Here is a 19,716-nt window from a genome sequence, read left to right as displayed (position 1 = left end):
CGTCCCGGGAGCTGGTGACCGGTTGCTGCATCAGCAGCCATGCGGTGCGCAGCCGCGGAAGCAGCACCGTCGCGAAGTTCGCCGCGTCTGTCGTCACCCCGGCGTTGTCGCCGAACGGCCAGAAGTACTCGCCGCCGTGAGCGTAGACCAGCCGCGGCTCTCGCCGACCCACCTGCCGGTTCGGCGCGATGCGATCGAAGATCGGGGCCGCCTCGGCGCGATCCATGTAGGTCGTTCCGAACAGACGTCGTCGCGCGCCGGCGTGCGCGCCCAGCAGACTGCGGTGACGCCTAGTTCGTCTTCGCCGATCGATACGGTGCGATGGGACTCTGGAAGATCATCAGCCCGGTATCGGGGGCAGTCTTCAGTGCGAGCTGAAAGTCGGGGACGGACTTGCGCCGCCGCCTCGACCAGCTCGACCATCTCCGCGGCGACGTAGAACAGGGTCGCCTCTCGTAGGCGCAGGACCTCCGTGCCGCGGAGAACCGATGCTGCCTGCGCGGGGTTTTTGTTGGCACCGACCGGCAGCCAGTCGTACTGGCCAGCGGTCGCCAACTTGAACCACAGCTCGGCTGCAGTCTCCTGGCCCAGCCACTCGACGATCTCGGCCCTGATTTCCGGCAGGTCGACCGGACGAATATCCGTCATGAATCAGCCCCGGCGTCCGCGACGGTGGTGGCGCGCAGCTCGGCGATCTGCCGTTGCAGCCGCTCAATGGCGTCGGCGACGTCGTGGCCGGCCTCGCCCAGCTGCTTCCACAGCACCAGTTCGCGTTCGGCGATCGGGAGAATCTTCTCGGCCGGGGGCACCAGGTATTCGCCCAGCAGGCGGGAGCGGCGGCGCTGCAGGCGCATCAGCTCGATGTGCGGGTGCAGCCGGGTCATGCCGCCGCTGACCGGGTCGTCCTGCTGGGCCGGGTCGCTGGGGCGCCGGCGCTCCCGGTACCACTTGTCCAGCCGAGGGCCCCAGTACTCCGGATTGTCCGCGCCTTCGGGAAGCCGGAAGCTGCCTTCGACGCCGTCTTCGGCCTCGAGGAGGGCGCCCTTGAACCGGTCGAGCGCCTCGGCGTAGCGGCGGTGCGCGCTCTGGCGGGAGATGCCCAGGTCGTCGCCGAGCATCTCCCAGGTCGCGCCGGACACCATCTCGTAGACCGCAACCAGCTCCACGAAGTCCTCGACCCGGGAGCGGAGCCGGTCGGCGTCGTCGATGCTCGTGCGGTCGGGCAGTGGCCGGTGCTGACCGCCGGTGATGGTCAGCTCGGCCGGCGGGATCGGCACCCAGCCGATCAGCGAGTCGGCGAGTTCCCGCGCGGCGAGCGACACGGCCAGTCTCGCGCGGGTCGCGTCGGTCCAGGGAGCGGTGTCGTCCGGCTCGGGTTCGGTCAACATCATGGCGTCAGCGTACGGCTGACACATGCGTGGTTGTCAGCCTTCGGCTGACAACCACTCGTTTGGCGGATGCCGTGAGCCAATTCGGCCTGGTGTACTGAACTAGTCCTGATTACCTGTGAAATAAGGATCGGTTACCCGGACACGAGGAGGCAGCGAGATGGGCGCGAAGAAGGGCGACATCATCGAGTGGGAGAGCGACGGCGATGACAGCTACCGCTACGGCGAGATCGTCGAAGAGCGCAACGGCTACGTCCGCGTCGAGGGGCGCACGGGCGAGGAGTTCTGGGCCGACGGCAACGAGGTGTTCGTGCCGTGACCACCGCGCCGGAGACGCCGCCAAGGCCGGTTGCCAGCTCCGCTGAACCCGGATTCACCGGACGACATCACACCGGAATGTCCGGCAATGGACAGTCCGATGCGGCGAAATCGACCACTCTGCACGCCGCCCGCCACTTCGCGCGAAGGAGCCCTGCCTCATGACTGCCGCCATGACCGCCCCCGCCCCCGCCTCGACCTCTCCGAGCGAGGCTTCGCTGCAGGTGGTCCCGATCGATCCTGCCCGCTGGCCGGCCAACCCTGGCCAGTTCGTCGCTGCCCACTACCGCTGGGTCACCCTCGACCTCGACACCGGCGAGCTGGCCCTGTCCGCCGACCCCGCCTACTGCGGCCCGGACGACGAGCAGCTGCGCAAGGGCGAGCTTCCGCGCGAGCTGCGCGGCCACTGGTACACCCGCGGACACGGCTTTCCGACGCCGATGCCGCGCCGGATGGTCTGGTTCCTGTGTCGGTACGACGATCTCGATGCGGATCAGGCCACGCGGGTGCTGGAGCTGATTGCCGTCCACGCCCGGACCGTGCTGGCCGGGCAGGTCGAGGTGCCGGAGCGGTCGGCGCCCGGCTGCGACTGGTCCCTCGAGGCCGCGATCGCCGTCCGGACCATCGCCGCGATCACCGAATCCCCGCAGCGGGCGCTGCGTGAACCCAGCCAGGTCGGCAGCTACGCCGCCGTCGGCGTCCTGGCCCTCGAGGACGCGTTCGCTCTCGCGCCGGCGCTGGCTGACCCGCAGCACGCCGCGGCCACCGACGCCGAACTCGACGCCGCGGCCGCCAAGCTCGCCGAGCACCTCCCCTACCAGTGGGCCGAGCAGCCCGAGCTGCAGTGTGCCGCTGGGCACGCCGACCGGAGCTTCGGCTACCGGACGATCCACGCGGTGGGTGTGCTCGCCGCGCTCTACCGCTACCGACGGATCCAGGCTGGGACGCTGAGCGTGTGCCAGGCCCCGGTGTGGTTCGCCGGCCGCCCGGCCCGGTTGGCGGTCGTCCACGACGACACCACCGACGCCGAGCTCGCGCGCCTGGCCCACGCCGAGGACCAGGCCGCCGCGGCCGCCGGGCAGCGCCTCGTCGGCGCGCTGGCCTACCTGCAGGCCAGCCGGGCCGCCCAGCGCGACCACATCCGCCACCGTCTTCGCACTGCTCGCGGTGACCGTGCCGCGCTGCTGCTGCGCGTCGACGCCTGGGGCGACCCGGCCGACGGCGGCGACACCACTCGCACCACCACGCTCGCCCAGCTGGCCGGCCTGCCCGCAAGCGTCGTCGCCGCGCTGCGCGAACGCGCCCACCTGACCAACCTCGCCGCGGCCGCCGACAACGCCCGCGCGATCGTCGGACCCACCGGGGGCGCCCGATGAACCGCAACGATCGGCTACCCGCCGCGCACCTCTCCCCCGCGACGCTGATCGTCGACCCGGAGCAGGCCGACACCCGCGCCCGGCTCGTGGAGGTCGTCCACGTCAGCGCCCCCGATGCCGAGGGGATGGTCGTGATCGCCGGGCGCCGCGACGACGGCGTCGCGTGCCGGATCCGGATCGCCGCGGACTGGCCGGTCGAGCTGTGGACCGCCGAGCTGGCCGCGCTGTGGGCCGGCACCCTCGCCACCGAGCGAACCCGCCGGATCCAGGCGGCGCAGGAGCAGCACACCCGCGCCTTTTACGCCCAGGCCGACGACGCCGCGCTGCACGAGCGGCTCGACGAGATCGAGACCGACCTCGTCGACAGCCCGCTGACTGTCCTGCAGCGGATCGGGCTGGTGTGGCGGCGCGGCCTGATCCTCGACGAACTCACCCGACGCGACCGCGTCCGACGGCTCGCGGCGTTCATGACCGCGCTGGAGGCCGGCGACACCGCCGAACTCACCCGGCTGGCTAACGAGACCACCCCCGCCGATCGCGAAGCGATCCGCACCGCGGCCTTCGCGGAGCTGGCCGACCGGACCGTGGCCTATCTGGCCAACCTCGCTTGACCAATCTCGCTTGACCGACCGAGGAGACACGATGACCACACCCACCGCCCTCATCGGCCGCGCTGGCGCCGCGGTCCTGGCGGCCGCCGCGCTCGCGGCGTGCCAGCCCGGCCACGCCGCCACGACAACGACGGCCGCCGCGGGATCCACGGCCGGTGCCCCGGCGACGGCGTTGGCGAATGCGCCGGTGCCCGCGGCGAGCAGCTGCACGCTGGGCCACCACAACGGTCAGGACCTGCCCGACCCGCACTGCACCCCCGGCACGGTCAACCCGCAGGTCACCCAGGCCACCATCGGCACCACCATCTGCGCGTCCGGCTGGACCAAGACGATCCGGCCGCCGACGTCGGTCACGAACAAGCTGAAGAAGCAGATCGACGCCGCCTACGGGCTGCCGACGTCCACCGAGGGCGAGCTGGATCACCTCATTTCCCTTGAGCTCGGCGGGGCGCCGTCGGATCCAGCCAACCTGTGGGTCGAGCCCGGCAAGATCCCGAACCCGAAGGACGCGGTCGAGAACAAGCTGCACAGCGCGGTCTGCTCCGGGCTGGTCCCGCTCGCCACCGCGCAGCGGGCGATCGCGGCGGACTGGACGACCGCGTTCGACGACGCCGGGCTGCGCGTGGCCGGCGGCAAGGTGTGCCTGCGGGACAACCCATCCCGGTGCGTGGGCTCGCAGCGTGGCGACGAGGACGGCAACTAAAGCCTCAACACCAGGGGAAACCGATGATCGTCGCGGACAACGAGAGGGAACCGATGGCCACGCCAACCGGTGCAAGGCGCTTCGTGCGCTGGAGTGACGTGCTGGGCACGTCGTGCCGGGACCTGGAGGGCTGGGAGCTGGACCCGGTCGACGGCGACGATCCGCGTACCCCTGAACCGGGCCGGTCCGATACGTGGCTGGCCCGGCTCAATCCGCTGCAGAGTGCTGCTGGCCCGTGGCGCTCCGGAGGCCGCCCGGCGCACGGCATCTACTGCCGCCCCGCCGCCGTTGATGGCCTGACCGACTGGGCGGCCGCGGTGGACGGCTGCTTGATCTGGCGCTGGAGCGGCCCGCGGATGCGCTGGCAGTCCCCCCTGGTTTCACCGTGGAACCCGATCCTGGCCCAAGCGCGCACCCTGGACGACCTCGGCTTCCGCGCACCAGACCTTGGAGACTGGAACCGCTTCACGGCCGAGGCGATCCTGTCCGGCCGCAAGCCGGGCGGCTACTTCGGAATCCGCCCGCGCCGCGACATGCGGCGCTGGGTGGAAGCGGCCCGCACCGCCGGGATCGTCGTCCAGTTCCACGCCCGTGGCTGCTGGGCGTACGCCGCCCAACCCGGCACCCTCGGCGACCACTTCGACCTCCCCGCGCTGGCCACCGAATACCGGCGGGTCCTCCCGGCCGAGCTGGCCGCAGAGCAGGTGGCCGAGCTGGCCACGCTCGCCGATCTGGATCTGCTCACCGCGGCCGAGAACCACGAGACCTACTCGGTCGCGATCGGCGGCCTGGCGCTGGGCTACCCACCCGAGGTCACCGCCGGGCTGATCCTCGCCCGCCGGCATCGGGCCGGGCACCTTCCCCAAGCGCTCGAGTACGGCGCCTACTGCCCATCCTGCCGACAGCCGCAGCTGGCTGCAGCCGTCGAGGATCGAGGGACTCGATGATCACCGCGGCGAGTTTCCCGACCCCGGAACTGGCGCTGCGCAGCAGCGACCCGGCCGAGCAGACCCGCGTTCGCGGGTTCGCCCAGCACCAGGCCGCCGCGGCCGAGGCGCTGCGCCGGCGGCTGGTCGCCGAATGGCCGGGCTGCCGGTCCCGGCTGCAGCGACGCGACCTGCTCGCCCAGGCGCACGCCGATCTCGTGCAATGGCGCTACGAGCTCGCATTGCAGGCACCCGGCCGTCCCGGCACCGGGATTCCGCTGGACCCGCAACGGTTCCGGACGACGATCCGCGACGGCGGCCCCAACTACGACCGGATCGGCTACCTCGGCCGGCTGCGCGACGGCGCGCACTGGGATCCGGCCACCCGCACCTTCCAGAGCGGCCGGCCGACCCCGGCCAGCGAGATCATGCTGCGCTACGGACAGCTCGCCCAGGCCCGCTTCGACAACGCCGGGTGGCTGCCAAACCCGGACGTGCTGCAGAACGTCGTACGGATCCCCAGCACGCGGCGGCAGATCCTCGGCAACCGCCTCGTCCGCGGCGATGCCGCGCGCGCCATCGCCGACGAGCTGACCGCCCGGGTCGCCGCTCGTGGGCGCGATACCAGCCGGATGGAGACGGGCGGCGATCTGCTCTACGTCGTCTCCGCCGACCCCGACGACGCAGACACGATCTTCGACACCGCCCTGTACCTGCTGGCCGACGCGGACATCGGCGACAGCGCCGAGCGGCTACGGCTGCTGCAGCACGTCCGCTACCTGCTGTTCCAGGCGCCGCAGACGAAGAAGGGCTCCGACGCGGTCACCCGCGTGTTCCTCGTCGGCGTCGGCGCGTTCCTGCTCGGCCGGGCGCCGGTCATGCAGTCCGACGCCGACCTGCGCTGCATGGTCCTCGACCAGAACCACGCGATCGAGATGCCCGCCGACGTCCCGCTGATGGTCGCGGCCGGGCCCGTCCGCCGCCGGGGCGGTGCGGTATGAGCAGCGCGATGTCGCCGTCCGGGCCGGCCGAACCGGAGATCGCCGTCCGGCTGCGCGCCGCGGCCGCCGACTGCGACCACGCCGCCGGCGCCACCGCCGCGGGGTGGGTGCGTGAGCGCCTGGCCGCGGCCGCCGCGGCGTGCCGAGACCTGGCGGCCGCGCTCGGCACCGACCCGACCCTCGCCACCGAACCCGCAGACAGCGGCCGGCTCCGCGCGGTCGAGCTGGTCCTCGAGCTGACCCGGCAGCTGCACACCCTGCTGCACCCCGGACCAGACGGCGAAGTCCAGGACGAGCGGCGCGCGGACGCCGACGAGCTCGCCGCGCGGCTGGACGCGCTCGCCCGCGGCGCGGCCCGGCTGGTCCCCCGCGCCGACGCCCGCAGCGAAACCGGCGCGCGGGAGATCTCCCGCCGCCGCCTGGTCGGCCAGGCCGTGGCGTTGCGGGAGGCCGCGCAGCTGCTGCAGACCGCCGCCGAGGCCGCGCTCGCCGTCGAGCACCCTGACCCGGTCGCGGTGTCGCTGGCGGCGATGGCCGTGCAGATCCGTGCCCACGCCCACGACCTGACCAGCTGGGCCAGCAGGCACCCCGACCCCGCCGCGCAGCTGCTCGCCGGTGCCCGGCCCGTCGACGAGCACGGCCATGCCGTCGACATCGACGAGCGACCGGGCGACGACGCCGCAGATGGGTTTGCGGCCGCGGGCACCGTGCTGGCCGCCGAGCCGCCCGGCACCGGCCTCGCCGCACCGGCCGAGCCGGAAGAACAGGAGGGGGCACCGGCCTGGGCGCGGCCGCTGGTCGACGAGACCGCCGCCTGGCTGCTCACCGGCTACACCCGCGCGACCTCGCGCACCACCGCGGCCAACGCGCTCGGGATCCCCCGCGCCGATCAGCGGCTCTGGCGCGGAGAGCCGACCCGCAACGCCCCCGAAGCCCCGAACCCGCTGACCTTCTTCCCCTGGTGCCAGCGCGCCGGGATCAACCCGCTGACCGAGATGAGCCGCGAGCATCTGCGGGAATGGCTCGCCGCCCAGCAGGCCGCCGGAGTCCCGGCCGGGACCCGCAAAACCCGGCTCGGCTACGTCTCCGCGTTCTACCGCGAGATGCGGCTGCGCGGGAAAACCACGTTCGAGGTGCCCGCGGCGCTGCCGCGCACCGAACGCGGCCGCCTCGGCGTGCTCCGCCCGCCCGTGGAAAAGCCCACGGTCGCCCTGACCCTGGCCCAGGTCCGGGCGCTGCGGGTCGCGGCCCGCACCTACCGCGGCCGCGGCCCGCTGGCCACCCGCGAGCTCGTGGCGCTGCGGCACGCGGCGATGGTCGATCTGCTCACCACCACCGGCATCCGCGCCGACGAGCTCTGCGCCGCCAACCGCGGCGATCTGCGCCGCGCCGGCCCCGACGGGCACCCCGCGCTGCACATCCACGGCAAGGGCGCGAAAAACCGGTGGGTCCGGATCACCGCCGTCGCCCTGGACTCCCTCGACGCCTACCTCACCGCCCGTGATGCCCACGAGGCCGGCGCCGAGCTCACCGTCGCCGGGCAGGTCGGCGCGAAACCCGCGGCGACACCGCTGCTGGCCACCACCAGCAGCGCCCGCCTCGGCGTCGAGCAGATTCCCCGCATCCTCAAGTCGCTATGCACGAGCCTGCTGCGCGTCGCCGCGGCCAGCGGTTCCTCGACGATGCGGGCCCACGCTGCGGCGCTGCGGCCGATCGCCGACACCATCCACCCGCACAGCGCGCGGCACTTCTACGCCCGCGTCGCCGAAGCCCACGGCGTCCACATCCGCCAGCTCGCCGCCGACCTCGGCCACTCCTCCGTCGCGGTCACCGAGGCCTACCTCGCCGCCGCCGACACGCTGGAGAACTCCGCCGCCCCGGTACTGGCCGACCTCATCACCGCCGGCGAAGAACTCGCGCTGCAGCCCGCCTTCACCGATCGTCCAGACGACGCCGCGCTGCGCCAGCCCGAGCCGGGCAGTACGGAGGGCCTGCGATGAGACGGCAGCGATCGGCGCCCGCGATGTGGGGCCCGACCCAGGGCACCAGCCTCCGGGCATACAGCTGAGCTACGGGGCACTGTCCTCGTAGGTCGAGTCCAGTCGGAGATGAAGCGGCCGGGCTGCGGTGCCGTCCTGCGCCCACAGGATGCTCGGCTCCGCGCCCGGCCTCTCGTGTCGGCCCAGCTGTCAAACAGGGAAGCGACCCGAGAAAACTAGTTTCGCACGTGATATTCGTGCGCATCTCAGCTGGTAGAGAGTTTTTAGAGGAACTTCCTACTAGAAGAGACGTGGAAACTATCCCCCCGTTTTGGGGGGACACATCAGGTTTTCTGCGGTTTTCTGCACACTCTCGTACAGCGCCCGGCGAGCCGGGAGGGCCCGGTAAGCCGAGCGTCCCAGGTCAGACAGGACGCGCCGCTCAGGTTTTGCGTGTGACCTGCAACACAACTCGTCGGTTGTGTTGCAGGTCACTCTAGGGGCCACCTGGGGAAATGAGAAGCCTGAACAAATCCGTTCACGAACGTGCGTGGCGGGCCTACAGCGGTGTGATTTTCTTGTTCTGTGGCGCCCGACGCGCGACGCAACGCCCATTGCGTCGCGCGACTTTCGGGTGATGGCCCAGCTGTCAAGCAAGGAGAACACCCGATGGTTTACATCCTGCCGCCGCGGCGGCCCAAGCGGTCCTGCGGCGCGCTCAGCGTGCTGGAGGTCCTGACCTTCACGACGGCAGTGGTCGCCGTCATCGTGCTGGAGCGGCTCAGTGCCGAACTGCTGCTGTCCGCCGGCGTGGTCGTGATGCTGCTGGCCCTTGTGCGCGGTGTCCCGCTGCGGCACCTGCGTTTTCCGGGCGGGAGCGTGATCGCGTGAACACCGCGATCCCGTTCGCCGACCAGGCTCAGGACCGGGCCAACGTCATCCCCACGCTGGGGCAGCAGCTCGAAGCGCTGGCCGAGGAGCACTGGGAGCTGAGGCGGGAGACACTCCGGCGCCTGGCCGATGCCGAGGCACGCGGCCGGTACGTCACTCCGGGGAAGCGGATCAAGCTGGCGGTTCCCGGCAAGGCGATTGCCGGCGGCCGCGTGGCCGCGGCGGTGGACGTCGTCGACGACCCGCGTGCCCTGGCGATAGCGGAGGCCCGGACGAAGGAACTGCACCGTGCGCTGGCTGCGCTCGACCCGGGCCAGCACGAGTGGCGGCTGCTGGCTGGCGAGGTGGGCACCGATGTCAGCATCCGGCCGGCCCTGCTGCGCCGGGCATGGAACCCGGAGGAGACAACTCTCTTCGCACGTGAGGTCTACCGGGCAGTACTCGACTTGGCCGGAGCTGCGCACACCGTGCGGCAGGAGATCTGGCGCCGCTTCAACGCCGCGTTCCAGGCGGTTGCGGCGGCGAAGGGCAAGCGCCAGGCCGGTACGAGCTCGAACTCGCTGCTGTGGGTCTCCGGGACCGCGACAGCGCAGGAGGTCATGACGGCGCCGTTGCAGACCATCGATACGGAGCCGGCGTTCCTCGCGCACCTGCGGTACCTCCTCGACTACTCGACCCTCAGCACCCGCACCCTCCACGCGGCGATGGCCAAGCGTGTCCCGCGCGTCCCGGGCCACACGACCCTGGTGGGCTGGCTCAAGGGCACCAAGCTGCCCTCACAGCTCAGCGAGTCGGCTCTGCGTGCCATGGTCGAGGCACTCGCCGAGAACATCGTCGAGAACGCCCTCGGTGCCGTCCGCCAGGTCGTCGACGAGCACGTGCGGACCTACCGGATGCTGCTCACTCAGCGGCAGGGCGATGCCCTGCTGGCCGGGCCGGTCCAGCGGGCGCTCGGCGTGCTGGCCGAGCAGGAACTCGACCTCGATGACGCCGAGGAAGAGGACCGGATCCGGCGCGAGGTCCTGCACGAGCTGCGCGAGCGCATCCTCGCCGAACTCGAGGCCGACCGCGCACGCGCGATCCCCGCGAACGCCTGACTCAACCTGCCCGACGAGCAGCCCTCCCAGGAGCCCCTGTGGAGGGCCGCTCGTGCGCGAGCGCGCACCTGGACCTGGGCCGACCTTCCGCCCGGACCGGTCCCGGTCGACTTCACCGACGTCGGCAAGAACAACGCCGAGCAGGCCAGCGAGACGCTGCCTGCCCAACGAGCACACTGACGACCCGCTCCCCCGGCTCGCCGACGAACCCCTGCCCGCAGAAGCCCTGACCTCCTGTGGCCGCCCCTGGGCGGCGCCGGAGCGCCCCGCCTGCGAACGCCTGAGTTTCCCGAAAACTCCTGGCACGGCGGACCGGCGAGTACGTGATCGAGTTGCGGAACCGGAAACTCCGACCGCAACCGAAACGCCGACCACGGCGCACCGGTATCGGCACACCATGCGACCCGTAAACTCGCTGACCAGCCCGAATGCGAGTTTACGGCACTGGAACGCTCCCCGAATACACACGATGCGACGAACAGAACACCAGCGAACGTGTTGGCGAACTCGAAACTGGGTTACGCTCGTGTAGTCAAACCCGGCTCTCACCGCGGTTTGGCAACGAGTAGAGGAGACACCACTCGTTGGGAGCACGGCGCCGCGGGCGTCGCGCGAGTCGCAAGGCCAGGTGCACCCGGGGAATACCGGGACCCTGGCCTTACGCATGTCCGCAGCCGATCAGGTCCGGGTCCCCACCTGCAGCTCCAGCACGCAGTCGGCGAGCGGCTCGAAGAACGTCTCGTTGCCGTGCAGCCGGGCACGCACGGCGCCGGCCACGATGTCGGACACCCACAGCAGCGGCTCGTCGACGCCCAGCATGTGGTCGAGCCGGAACCGCGCGCCCTTCGGCAGCATGAATCGGGCCTGCTGGACCGTGCGAACGTCGCGGGCATTGAGCTGAACGGTCCGCCCCTCGGCGACCAGGTGCTCGACCCCGACGCCGTGCAGCTCGGCGACCAGCCGCTGCAGGCACAACGCGCGGCCGCGCTCCTGCCGGCGCACCGGCACCGGTGAACCGACGGCGACGAAGTGCAGCTCGTCAAAGTCGGCGACCCGCTTGGCCGCGTCCCGCCGCTGCACCTCGGTCAGCACCTGCCAGTGCAGTTTCCCGGACCGCGGTCCTCGCAGATCCAGCATCAGCTGGCGCAGCTCGGCGTGCCGGTCGGCCGGTAGGACCGCGGCCGCGAGTACGTAGAAGCCACCGCCGTCGTCCTCATGGAACGACTCGTCGGCGAAGGCCTGCAGCACGGACATCCGTCAAGCGTAGGCCGAGGGCCCGACAGTCCGCGGGAGTGCACGCCCCTGTGGGTAGCCGGCTAAGCCCAGCGGGTTATCGCTGTTGTGTCAGCAACTCGGCGAGGTTAAGCACGCCGTCTTTGGTGATGATCTCGGTGTAGCCGTCCTTGACCGCGGCGCGGATACAGCGCCGGCACCCGAGATCCTCGAATGGCGGGGTCGGCCCGATCCGAACGGTGCCGGTGCCGGTGCGCAGTCCCCGGCACAGCACCTGCTTGGTCTGCTTGTTGGGGTGGCCGGGGCAGGCGGGAATCTTTGTAGCACTGACCATGTCGTCGGCTGTTGGCGAGCAGGCGCGCAAGCGTCGCTGGGATGCTCGACGGGCAACGTTTCGCCTGACTGTCAATGGCTGCCGTAGAGGATCCGCTCTCGCGGGACCCAGGGTGGTGGGGGTTCGGCGCCATCGGCGCGGGCCAGGCGTCGGGCGAGGGGCAGGAAGGCTTCTCGCGCGGCGTCGTCGCGGCCGGTGCCGCCGAACACCATGCTGCAAAAGGCGGTCAGCCCCCAGGACATCGTCACGCCGTGGCGGGCCAGGTAGATTCCGACCGCCCGGATTCCGTAGACGTCTCGGGTGTCCAGCCAGGCGCAGGCCAGCAGCCGCCACAACGCTCGGACGAGTACGGCGGGGTTGTCCAGGCTGGTGACGGTCGTGACCTCCCACAGGGTGGAGCCGAGCAGCAGGTCGGCTTCGGCCCAGCCGGGCAGGATGATCGGATTGGCGATACCGAGAGGACCGGTCGCGATCGGGCAACCGGGGGCATCCCCGCGCCAGCCGGCGAGGGTGCGACTGGTGTGCAGGACCCGCGCGAGGTTCACCAGCTCGGCCACGGCCGGTTCGGGGGCGGCGGCGCGCAGGTCGTCGACGGTGTAGCCGGGATGGGCGTGGATTGCGGCGAGCTGCTCGGGCATCCGGCCGGTGCGGAAGGCGTGCTCCCAGCCGGCGAGCACCCAGCAGACGCGGGCCAGCACTGCCTCTGCCCCGGAGTGCCCAGCCTGCCGGGCGGCGCGTGCTCGGCCAAGAACTGCCCGGCCCGCGTGATGAACTCCGTCAGCACCGCCTCGTGCTCGCCGACGTCGCCCGCCCGTGCGGGCAGGTCCGGCACCTGCCGCTGGTACGGCGAGAACCGGCCGGCGATCGCCGCGGGCAGCCGCGACGGGCCGAACATCCCACCGGCCTGGTCAGCCCAGGCCGGGCTGACCAAGCCGGCGCGGACCGGGCCTAACAGCGCGGCGGCCGGGGCGGCACCCTCGGCCAGCAACCCGAGCCGCACCCGGAACGCGACGTCGACCCCCACCCACTGCCCAGGCTCCGGACGGCCCGCCGGGCGCACCGGCTCCGGCTCCCCCGCGGCCCGGGCCCGGCGATATACATCCCCCGTCAGCTTCTCGACACCGGCCCAGTGCTCCGCGCACCAGCGGGCCAGCTCGCCGCGGGCCAGACGTGTCGTCAGCGACATGCCTTCATCACCGCCCTCACCAGCGCCAACAACACGACAGTAACGCACGCTCGAACCTATGTTCGACTGGAGTCGGTCTCTGCTCAAAGGCATCGGCCAATCAGACGGCTTCGTCCTCAACCACGGCCGCAAGCGCCACCGAGACCGTGAGTGGACAATGCGCACATCGACGTGCCGCACAGAGGAGCGCACAACCGTTGAACCTCTCGACGTTCCAGGCGCTCGTCGTGGCGCTGATGGCGCTGCTTCCCGGCGCGTCTTACACGTTCGCGGTCGAGCGCGCCCTGGGCAGCTTCGGTGTCAACTTCGCCGATCGTTTGGTCCGGTTCCTGGCCTCGTCCGCGATCTTCCATGCCGTGGCGTCAGGACCGGAGTACCTGCTTTACCGTCACTACTTCCTCACCAACGCGCTGGCGCGCGGCGAGGTCCCGTGGTGGTCTGTCGAGCTCATGGCAGTGGCCTACGTCTTCCTGCCGATCGGAATCGGCGCGGGGTTGGCTCAGCTCCGACGCACGCCGGCCGAACCGCCGCCGAACGCGAATCGGCGGACCCGTTTCAGGTGCGGGGTCCACCGCCGACTCAACAAGGTGGCTTTGTGGGCGCTGGGGAAGCACATCGAACCCCGCGCCTGGGATTGGATGTGGAACTACGACGTCGCAGCCATCCTGCGGATCAAACTCAAGTCCGGCACATGGATCGCGGGTTTGTGGGGGCACTGGAACACCGCATCGAACCGGCGCTCCTATGCCGGCGGATATCCCGAGGACGGCGATCTGTACCTCAGTACGGGCTTCCAGATCGACCCGGCGACAGGCGAGCTTCTGCGAGACTCGGGTGACCGACCTCAGCCGGTCGATGGGCAGCGCGGCCTGCTCGTACGCTGGAATGAAATCGAATATCTCGACTTTCAGGAGTTCTGATGGCCCACGTCAACGAGCAACGCCCGGAAGACCAGGGCGGCCTTCAGAAGGAAGGCGGCTACGCCAGTCCTAGCCGCCCGATCACTCAAGCCGATCTGCCAACCGTGCCCGCCGGCCCGGCTCAGGGCGCGCCGAGCACGCCCAGCACCAGCACGCCTTCATCTGACGACTGAACCCAGCCGCAGCACGACTACCGATGCCGGGGCGATGTCCCAGCTGGCCGGTGGAATTCTCAGGTGCGAGGCAGGGCTGTGCGGGTGTGGTTGAGGTCGGCGAGCAGGTCGCCGTGGTCGTCGATGCGGTCGAGGACGTCCTCGGCGGTGAACACCAGCTGCCCGGCGCGTTGGCAGGCGCGGACTTCGTCCCAGGTGATGGGGGTGGACACGGTCGGGCTGTCGCGCCCGCGCAGCGAGTACGGCGCGATCGTGGTTTTCGCCGGGTTGTTCTGGGACCAGTCGATGAATACCCGGCCGGTGCGCTGGGCCTTGGCCATCACTGCGGTCACCTGGTCGGGGGTTTCGCGGGCCAGCTGCTGGGCGAGGCGTTTCGCGTAGGCCGACGGCGCGCCCGGGTCGTCGACGTCGATGCCGCAGTAGAGCTGCATGCCCTTCGACCCGGACGTCTTCGCGAACGGGGTGAGCCCGTCCGTGGCCAGCAGGTCGTGCAGCCGCTCGGCGACCCGGCAGCACTCGACGATCGAGGTGCCCGGGCCAGGGTCGAGGTCGAACACCAGCCGGTCCGGCAGCCCGCGTGCCGCGGGTGGGCCGGGGTCGATCCGCCACTGCGGGACGTGCAGCTCGAGCGCGGCCATGTTCGCCGCCCACACCAGCGCCCCGAGCTCATCGAGCAGCGGATAGGTGATCGGCTCGCCGCGCTCGGCGTGCCGGCTGCGCGCCCCGGTGCTCGGCAACGCCACGCTGGGCAGCCAGCCGGGGGCGCCGTTGGGGACGTTCTTCTCGAAGAACTGCTGATCGCCGACGCCGTCGGGGAACCGGATGAACGTCACCGGCCGCCCGGCCAGGTGCGGCAACAGCACCGGCGCCACCCGGCTGTAGTAGTGGACGACCTCACCCTTGGTGAATCCTGACGGATACAGCTGCTTGTCGAGGTTGGACAGGGTCAGCCGCCGGGCCCCGGCCTGCACCGTCACCTTCGGCCCCAGCGGCGCCGGGGGCTCCTGCGCGGACGCCGCCGCGCGGGCCGAACGTCCGGTGGTGCTCGCGCGCGGCGGCCGCGCCCGGGCGGCTGGTGGCGCGGGTTCGGTGGTGGCGGGTTCCTGGGTGCGTGGCGCGAGGACGTCGGCGGGCTTCTTGTCCGGGCGCAGGCCGCGCCAGGCGGTGTGGCGCAGCCGACCCGCGCCGCGGGTGAACTGCCGGTACACCACCTCCCCGACCAGGACCGGCTCCACCCAGCGCGCCCGCGCCGTGTCCGCGCGCGGCGGCGCGACCGCGAACGGCGGCCGGGGCCGCTCCAGCTCGTCGAGCCGGGCCTGCAGCCGTCCCCGCTCAGCCTCTGTGAAACCGGTGCCCACGTCGCCGATGTAGACCAGCTGCCCGGTGTCCGGGTCGTGGGCGCCCAGCAGCAGCCCACCCATCCGCCCGGTGATCCGGCCCTGGCCCGGCCGATACCCGCAGACGATCACCTCGGCCGTCTGGATCAGCGGGTGCTTGAGCCACGCGTCGGAGCGGCGGCCGGGCGCGTAGACCGCGTTGCGGCGCTTGGCGACCAGGCCCTCGTGCCCGCTGGCCGCGACGTGCTCCAGCAGATCCGCCGGTGTGCGGCGGTCGGCGTCCAGCTCGGTAAAGGTGAACGTGCCCTTTCTGCGGCTCCGCTGCCCCGGCCTTCATCGTCCGGCCGGCGCATGGCACCTTCCACTGCCTGGGCTGCGGCGCGGGCGGCGACGCCGCCCGGTTCGCCGCGGCGATGGGCCGCTGACCGCGGTCGTGTCCGCCCCGGGTGAAGCGGGGCGTCATCGGCCAATGGGCCGCCGGTGGCTGGTGAAGCTGTTGCGGTAGGCGGGTCTGGTGCGGCTCTGCTCTGCGGTCTCGCCGAACTGCCACGCCGGGTACTTCGTGCCGTTGCGGTAGCGATACAGCGGCCACGGTGGTGGTCCCTGCGGCACCGCGACCGGTGTCTGCGGGTAGCGCGCGCCGATGGCGGCCGCGGCCTCAGCGGTGTCGGCCAGCACCGGCACAGTCTGCTCGTCGTCGGCGATGAGGTCAGGCAGCAGCACCGCGAATAGTCGGAAGCCGACGTTGCCGCCGAAGAGGATGGTGACCGGCTCGCCGAACATCGTTGCGTCTCGTTGCTCAGTCAGGCGGGCACGGAAGAGCTGGCGTTTGAGGTCCAGCCAGGGCCACCGGTTGGCCGCGGCCGCGGCCGCGGCGCTATGCAGCGCCGTCTGTCGTTCACGGAGCCGGGAGCGGCGCGCCAGCTGCTCCGGCGAGTCAAGGTCGCCGAGGCGCAGCGCGTCGGCGCGTTCGTCGGCACGAACCCACCACCATGGCTGACCTTCCGCTGCGGCGCTCTGGACCAGCTGTCCGCGCAGGATCGAGCGGGCGATCGTGTCCAGCGGCAGAGGCGGCACGTCACTCCAGTGGCCGTGCTCGGTGAACGCGCCGCGCTCGAGGTGGTGCTTGCGGCATCCCTCGGTCACCATCCAGGTGCGGGCGCCGGCGGCCGAGCACGTCAGGCTGGTGACCAGCGCGCCGCGCGGCCGGAACCAGTCGGTGCCGGGTGCGCCGAGGGCGATCCAGACGCAGGTGATGCCGTCGCGTCGGTAGCGGGCGGAGCGCTGCGCGGCGTCGTCGGCGTGCTGAGGGCTGACCTGGATCTCCCACGCGATCCGACGCCCGTCCGCCGCGGTGGCCAGCACGTCGGCGCGCCAGTCCGGCCCGGCCTGCTCGGGCTCGGCGCGCCAGCCGCACTCGCGGCTCCACCGCGCGCACAGGATCTTCAGTTCCTGATGCTCAGCGGATTCGCCGGTGCCAACACAGTCGGCGTTGGCATCGTGGGCAAAGAACCGTAGGCCGCGCGGTGAGATCTTCAGGTGCATCCGGTACCCGCAGTATCGGCACCGCAGATCCGGGCGCGGGCGCATCCGGTACAGATCCGCGAACGAGCACCCGACGCCCAGATCCGGCAACGTCAGGTCCGCTACCTGCTGCCCCGGCCCGTACCACGCGGTCAGCGCCACCCGAACCTCCACAACCGGATCCGGGTAATCAGCCCTGCGGCGTGGTCACCGCACCAGGCCGCGGCCGCGGCGCACACGGCCTGCTCGGTCTGGCCGATGAACTCCACCGTCTCGAAGCGGTTGTCGTAGACGTCCTCGTGCGTACGCACCTGCACCGTGGCCGTGGTGATGCCCAGCGTTACTTCGGTTGTCGCCATCGGAGCAGCCTGGCAAATCCGCGCTCACCACGATCGGGCGATCACACTCGGCCCCCGCGCCGCCGATCTCGCTCTCGACACCGGCGCACCCCCGCCGTCGTGCGGACACGCCGCGGCTTCGCCGGGTGCGGCCGGTGGTGTCGGTGGCGGGAGTTAGGGTCGCCGGCGGCGGAGCCGCGCAGGCACAGGCGCGCGGCCGAGGTGAAGGGGGCAGGTGTGTCGGAGGCAGCCGAGGCGACCGAGCGGACGTGCTTCAAGTGCGGGAACGTGCCGGTGGACAAGACCGTGATCTTGTGCGATTCGTGCCGGAACCTGCTCACGAGCCAGACCGCGCGCGAGATCTACGCCGCGCTCCCCCACTAGCCGGAGCAGACGATGGCCGACGACGTCGACAGTGCGAGCTCGGGCGTGCCGGCGGTCCGGACCCCGGAGCAGGAAGCGGCCCGAATCGCAGAGGCGTTCGACTTCTACGACCGCGGCGAGCACTGGGAGGTCGCCGGCGGTCGCCGCGCCGAGGATTCCCTGTACGGCACCGCGCGCGTGTGCCGGGTCGTGCCGGGCCGGGTGCTGCATGTCGTTGGCGCCAGCGCGATGGCCGAGCAGCTGCGCCACCTCTACGGCTGCGGCGCGGTGACCGGGTGGACGCTGCAGCCGATGCCCGAGACCCGCACTCTGCTGCACACCGTCCAGCAGGCGATCCGCGAGGCCAGCGGCGGTACCGGCCGCGGCTACACCCAGCTGTCCCGGGGCGGGTTCGTCCACACCGAAGAAGTCCAGGCCTGCCCGGACACGGCGATGCTCGGGGTCAACAACATCGGCCCCGGCACCCTCGAGATCATCCGCGCCGTCCTGCCCTACACCGGCCCCGACCCAGCCGAGGCTGCCGCCGAACCGGCCGACGCCGGTGACGGTGGGATGGCCGCCGTGCCGCACGCGGGGGCGACCGGGCTGTTCAGCACGGCGACGCGAGCCCGCTACCCAAGGCTGGTCGAGCAGCTGGCCGCTTCCCGGATGCCCGAGGCCGCGCTCACGCGGATCGCCGAGGCGCTCAACGGGGAGCCGCTTCCGCCAGCCGATCCGATGGTGGACCTGCTGCTGGACACCGCAGGGCTACGCCGGGCGCTGGAGATTTACCGCGCCACCCACGATCCCGCGCCGTAGCGTCCTGCGGCCGCAGGCTCAGCTGCCGTGGAATGCGTGGCCGACGAGGACCGCGGCGGTGATGCCGACCGCGCAGATCAGCGCCAGTGCCACGATCAGCCCCCACGGAATCCGCCGCGGTCGCGCGCCTGCGCGTGCCTCGGTCACCGGGCGCGGCCGCGCCGCGGGCCGCGAGGACGATGTGGTTTTCGGCCGCGGCAGGCTGTGCCCGGCAGGAACTTGCCGCGCGCGCCGCGGCGGGGCGGGTGCCTTCGGCGGGGGCGTGCTCGCCGGAGCGGTCCGGGCCGCGGGAGTCGCGGCAGGAACCGGCCGGCGGGGATGCGGTGCGCTGCGTCCGCCCGCGGATGCCGGGCGCCGCACGATCGGCTCCCGATGTGGGGCGCTACCCAGAGCGGGCTCGACGGGCGGCGGGATCGGGGCTTTGATCGGCGGTTCGGGCCGGTCGGGTGGGGGTGGCAGGTGTTCGGGGAAGCCTTCGGTGAGCAGGTCGGCGCGGCCGGGCGCGAGCTCGGTCAGGGCGAGGGCGGTGCAGGCGGCTAGGACGTCGTCGACGGTCCAGGCCAGCGGCTGGGCGCGGTAGCGGTGCAGGACCTTGCGCAGGCTGGTCGGGGTGGCCAGAGCGACGTCGACGCCGGGACCGGCCAGGTCCTTGCCCGGCGGAAGCCGGAGCTTGCCGGTCGGGGCGAGCACGACCAGGCCGCGGATGAACCCCTTGCCGCCCGGGATGCCGGCGAACGCGCTCTTGGCCGCATAGACCCCGGCCTTCACCTGCTCGCCGGGGTTCGGGAGCCCGGCGAGGGTATGGATCGCTGCCGGCTGCCCGTCGACCAGCCACGGGCCGTTCGGCGGGATCACCAGCGTGCCGGTCTGCGGGGTGGTGAAGCCTTTGACCTCGAGCACGGCCAGGCCGGTGGGCAGGAACAGCAGCCCGTCGACCTGCCGGGTGCTGCGCTTGTCGGGGATGTTGACGTTCAGCAGCGCCAGCCCGCCGATCGCGTAGTCGGTGCCGTGGGCCCAGCCGGCCAGCAAGTCGTGGACCTTCGCCTCGGCGCCGGAGAGGCCGTGCGCAGCGGACCCGGTGCCCGGTTGCACCCGCACCAGCATTCCGTCGCCCTCCCGCGTGCACACGTTGCGGCACCTGCCGGTGCCTGCTCGTAATCGACGGTACGAGCAGGCACCGGTCCGTGCTGCCACCGTTC

Annotated in this window: 22 protein-coding genes and 2 pseudogenes; 14 read left to right on the top strand and 10 right to left on the bottom strand. The window is 71.8% G+C overall.

Translation table 11 applies throughout. From position 1 onward, the window contains the following. Both BT341_RS00415 and BT341_RS00410 read right to left on the bottom strand, forming a co-directional pair. Positions 1–226: hypothetical protein (locus BT341_RS00415; protein ID WP_143168417.1), on the bottom strand; the 226-nt coding region annotated here is incomplete at its 3' end. Positions 227–644: 418 nt separating this feature from the next. Then, positions 645–1,391, bottom strand: coding sequence for a hypothetical protein (locus tag BT341_RS00410; protein WP_072474296.1), 747 nt, complete (start codon positions 1,389–1,391; stop codon positions 645–647). Between the two features lie 157 nt (positions 1,392–1,548). On the opposite strand from BT341_RS00410, the gene BT341_RS45085 reads away from it, so the two are divergent. The 9 genes from BT341_RS45085 (at position 1,549) to BT341_RS00370 (ending at position 10,290) form a co-directional block, all read left to right on the top strand. Next, positions 1,549–1,707, top strand: coding sequence for a hypothetical protein (locus tag BT341_RS45085; RefSeq protein ID WP_177328694.1), 159 nt, complete (start codon positions 1,549–1,551; stop codon positions 1,705–1,707). Between the two features lie 160 nt (positions 1,708–1,867). After that, positions 1,868–3,082 (top strand): hypothetical protein, encoded by a 1,215-nt coding sequence (locus BT341_RS00405; RefSeq protein ID WP_143168409.1) that lies wholly within the window; start codon positions 1,868–1,870, stop codon positions 3,080–3,082. Next, a complete protein-coding gene (locus BT341_RS00400; RefSeq protein ID WP_072474294.1) occupies positions 3,079–3,693 on the top strand; it encodes a hypothetical protein in 615 nt (204 codons plus the stop codon). The genes BT341_RS00405 and BT341_RS00400 overlap by 4 nt, the downstream gene beginning before the upstream one ends. A 31-nt stretch (positions 3,694–3,724) precedes the next feature. Then, a complete protein-coding gene (locus BT341_RS00395) occupies positions 3,725–4,396 on the top strand; it encodes a hypothetical protein (protein WP_072474293.1) in 672 nt (223 codons plus the stop codon). 23 nt (positions 4,397–4,419) lie between these two features. Next, on the top strand, positions 4,420–5,343 hold the full coding sequence (locus tag BT341_RS00390) for a hypothetical protein (RefSeq protein ID WP_072474292.1): 924 nt from the start codon (positions 4,420–4,422) through the stop codon (positions 5,341–5,343). Next, positions 5,340–6,323 (top strand): hypothetical protein, encoded by a 984-nt coding sequence (locus BT341_RS00385; RefSeq protein ID WP_072474291.1) that lies wholly within the window; start codon positions 5,340–5,342, stop codon positions 6,321–6,323. The genes BT341_RS00390 and BT341_RS00385 overlap by 4 nt, the downstream gene beginning before the upstream one ends. Next, entirely contained in the window at positions 6,320–8,323 is a 2,004-nt protein-coding gene (locus BT341_RS00380; protein ID WP_072474290.1) for a site-specific integrase, read from the top strand. The genes BT341_RS00385 and BT341_RS00380 overlap by 4 nt, the downstream gene beginning before the upstream one ends. 648 nt (positions 8,324–8,971) lie before the next feature. After that, a complete protein-coding gene (locus BT341_RS00375; RefSeq protein WP_072474289.1) occupies positions 8,972–9,193 on the top strand; it encodes a hypothetical protein in 222 nt (73 codons plus the stop codon). Then, positions 9,190–10,290, top strand: a complete 1,101-nt coding sequence (locus tag BT341_RS00370) for a hypothetical protein (protein ID WP_072474354.1) — start codon at positions 9,190–9,192, stop codon at positions 10,288–10,290. The genes BT341_RS00375 and BT341_RS00370 overlap by 4 nt, the downstream gene beginning before the upstream one ends. A gap of 678 nt (positions 10,291–10,968) precedes the next feature. Here BT341_RS00370 and BT341_RS00365 read toward each other — a convergent pair. From BT341_RS00365 to BT341_RS00350, 4 genes are all read right to left on the bottom strand, one after another. Next, positions 10,969–11,544 (bottom strand): hypothetical protein, encoded by a 576-nt coding sequence (locus tag BT341_RS00365; RefSeq protein ID WP_072474353.1) that lies wholly within the window; start codon positions 11,542–11,544, stop codon positions 10,969–10,971. Positions 11,545–11,620: 76 nt separating this feature from the next. Beyond that, the gene (locus tag BT341_RS00360) at positions 11,621–11,857 is read right to left on the bottom strand and encodes a hypothetical protein (RefSeq protein ID WP_072474352.1); all 237 of its coding nucleotides are present in this window, start codon (positions 11,855–11,857) and stop codon (positions 11,621–11,623) included. A 71-nt stretch (positions 11,858–11,928) separates the two neighbouring features. Further along, positions 11,929–12,414, bottom strand: a complete 486-nt coding sequence (locus BT341_RS00355; protein ID WP_072474351.1) for a hypothetical protein — start codon at positions 12,412–12,414, stop codon at positions 11,929–11,931. Then, positions 12,399–13,043 carry a hypothetical protein gene (locus BT341_RS00350; protein WP_072474350.1) on the bottom strand — a complete coding sequence of 215 codons (645 nt, stop codon included), beginning with the start codon at positions 13,041–13,043 and terminating at the stop codon, positions 12,399–12,401. Before BT341_RS00350 ends, BT341_RS00355 begins: the two co-directional genes overlap by 16 nt. A gap of 197 nt (positions 13,044–13,240) precedes the next feature. Between BT341_RS00350 and BT341_RS00345 the strand changes: the two genes are divergently transcribed. Next, positions 13,241–13,963, top strand: a complete 723-nt coding sequence (locus BT341_RS00345) for a DUF6338 family protein (protein WP_072474349.1) — start codon at positions 13,241–13,243, stop codon at positions 13,961–13,963. Next, a complete protein-coding gene (locus BT341_RS45080) occupies positions 13,963–14,136 on the top strand; it encodes a hypothetical protein (RefSeq protein ID WP_177328698.1) in 174 nt (57 codons plus the stop codon). The genes BT341_RS00345 and BT341_RS45080 overlap by 1 nt, the downstream gene beginning before the upstream one ends. 59 nt (positions 14,137–14,195) lie before the next feature. On the opposite strand, the pseudogene ligD reads toward BT341_RS45080, so the two are convergent. Then, positions 14,196–15,770, bottom strand: a pseudogene (gene ligD / locus BT341_RS43395) (non-homologous end-joining DNA ligase); the annotation flags it as partial. A 17-nt stretch (positions 15,771–15,787) separates the two neighbouring features. On the opposite strand from ligD, the pseudogene BT341_RS47785 reads away from it, so the two are divergent. Then, positions 15,788–15,898, top strand: a pseudogene (locus BT341_RS47785) (CHC2 zinc finger domain-containing protein); the annotation flags it as partial. A gap of 34 nt (positions 15,899–15,932) precedes the next feature. On the opposite strand, the gene BT341_RS00325 reads toward BT341_RS47785, so the two are convergent. Together BT341_RS00325 and BT341_RS00320 are read right to left on the bottom strand one after the other, a co-directional pair. Continuing rightward, complete coding sequence (locus tag BT341_RS00325) at positions 15,933–17,159, bottom strand: competence protein CoiA (RefSeq protein WP_072474348.1); 1,227 nt, start codon at positions 17,157–17,159, stop codon at positions 15,933–15,935. Beyond that, complete coding sequence (locus BT341_RS00320; protein WP_072474347.1) at positions 17,150–17,356, bottom strand: hypothetical protein; 207 nt, start codon at positions 17,354–17,356, stop codon at positions 17,150–17,152. The genes BT341_RS00325 and BT341_RS00320 overlap by 10 nt, the downstream gene beginning before the upstream one ends. A gap of 216 nt (positions 17,357–17,572) precedes the next feature. Between BT341_RS00320 and BT341_RS45075 the strand changes: the two genes are divergently transcribed. Further along, entirely contained in the window at positions 17,573–17,719 is a 147-nt protein-coding gene (locus BT341_RS45075) for a hypothetical protein (RefSeq protein ID WP_177328697.1), read from the top strand. Between the two features lie 12 nt (positions 17,720–17,731). Further along, positions 17,732–18,517, top strand: a complete 786-nt coding sequence (locus BT341_RS00315) for a hypothetical protein (RefSeq protein WP_072474346.1) — start codon at positions 17,732–17,734, stop codon at positions 18,515–18,517. Positions 18,518–18,535: 18 nt separating this feature from the next. On the opposite strand, the gene BT341_RS00310 is transcribed toward BT341_RS00315, so the two are convergent. Beyond that, complete coding sequence (locus BT341_RS00310) at positions 18,536–19,645, bottom strand: nuclease-related domain-containing protein (protein ID WP_143168416.1); 1,110 nt, start codon at positions 19,643–19,645, stop codon at positions 18,536–18,538. Positions 19,646–19,716: the final 71 nt, after the last annotated feature.

The organism is Amycolatopsis australiensis, assembly GCF_900119165.1.
Taxonomy (GTDB): Bacteria; Actinomycetota; Actinomycetes; order Mycobacteriales; family Pseudonocardiaceae; genus Amycolatopsis; species Amycolatopsis australiensis.
This window is presented reverse-complemented; position numbering and strand designations above follow the sequence as displayed.

Coding starts and splice junctions, on each gene's coding strand:
- BT341_RS00410 (WP_072474296.1), bottom strand. CDS start 1,391: ATGATGTTGACCGAACCCGAGCCGGACGACACCGCTCCCTGGACCGAC.
- BT341_RS45085 (WP_177328694.1), top strand. CDS start 1,549: ATGGGCGCGAAGAAGGGCGACATCATCGAGTGGGAGAGCGACGGCGAT.
- BT341_RS00405 (WP_143168409.1), top strand. CDS start 1,868: ATGACTGCCGCCATGACCGCCCCCGCCCCCGCCTCGACCTCTCCGAGC.
- BT341_RS00400 (WP_072474294.1), top strand. CDS start 3,079: ATGAACCGCAACGATCGGCTACCCGCCGCGCACCTCTCCCCCGCGACG.
- BT341_RS00395 (WP_072474293.1), top strand. CDS start 3,725: ATGACCACACCCACCGCCCTCATCGGCCGCGCTGGCGCCGCGGTCCTG.
- BT341_RS00390 (WP_072474292.1), top strand. CDS start 4,420: ATGATCGTCGCGGACAACGAGAGGGAACCGATGGCCACGCCAACCGGT.
- BT341_RS00385 (WP_072474291.1), top strand. CDS start 5,340: ATGATCACCGCGGCGAGTTTCCCGACCCCGGAACTGGCGCTGCGCAGC.
- BT341_RS00380 (WP_072474290.1), top strand. CDS start 6,320: ATGAGCAGCGCGATGTCGCCGTCCGGGCCGGCCGAACCGGAGATCGCC.
- BT341_RS00375 (WP_072474289.1), top strand. CDS start 8,972: ATGGTTTACATCCTGCCGCCGCGGCGGCCCAAGCGGTCCTGCGGCGCG.
- BT341_RS00365 (WP_072474353.1), bottom strand. CDS start 11,544: ATGTCCGTGCTGCAGGCCTTCGCCGACGAGTCGTTCCATGAGGACGAC.
- BT341_RS00360 (WP_072474352.1), bottom strand. CDS start 11,857: ATGGTCAGTGCTACAAAGATTCCCGCCTGCCCCGGCCACCCCAACAAG.
- BT341_RS00350 (WP_072474350.1), bottom strand. CDS start 13,043: ATGTCGCTGACGACACGTCTGGCCCGCGGCGAGCTGGCCCGCTGGTGC.
- BT341_RS45080 (WP_177328698.1), top strand. CDS start 13,963: ATGGCCCACGTCAACGAGCAACGCCCGGAAGACCAGGGCGGCCTTCAG.
- BT341_RS00320 (WP_072474347.1), bottom strand. CDS start 17,356: ATGGCGACAACCGAAGTAACGCTGGGCATCACCACGGCCACGGTGCAG.
- BT341_RS00315 (WP_072474346.1), top strand. CDS start 17,732: ATGGCCGACGACGTCGACAGTGCGAGCTCGGGCGTGCCGGCGGTCCGG.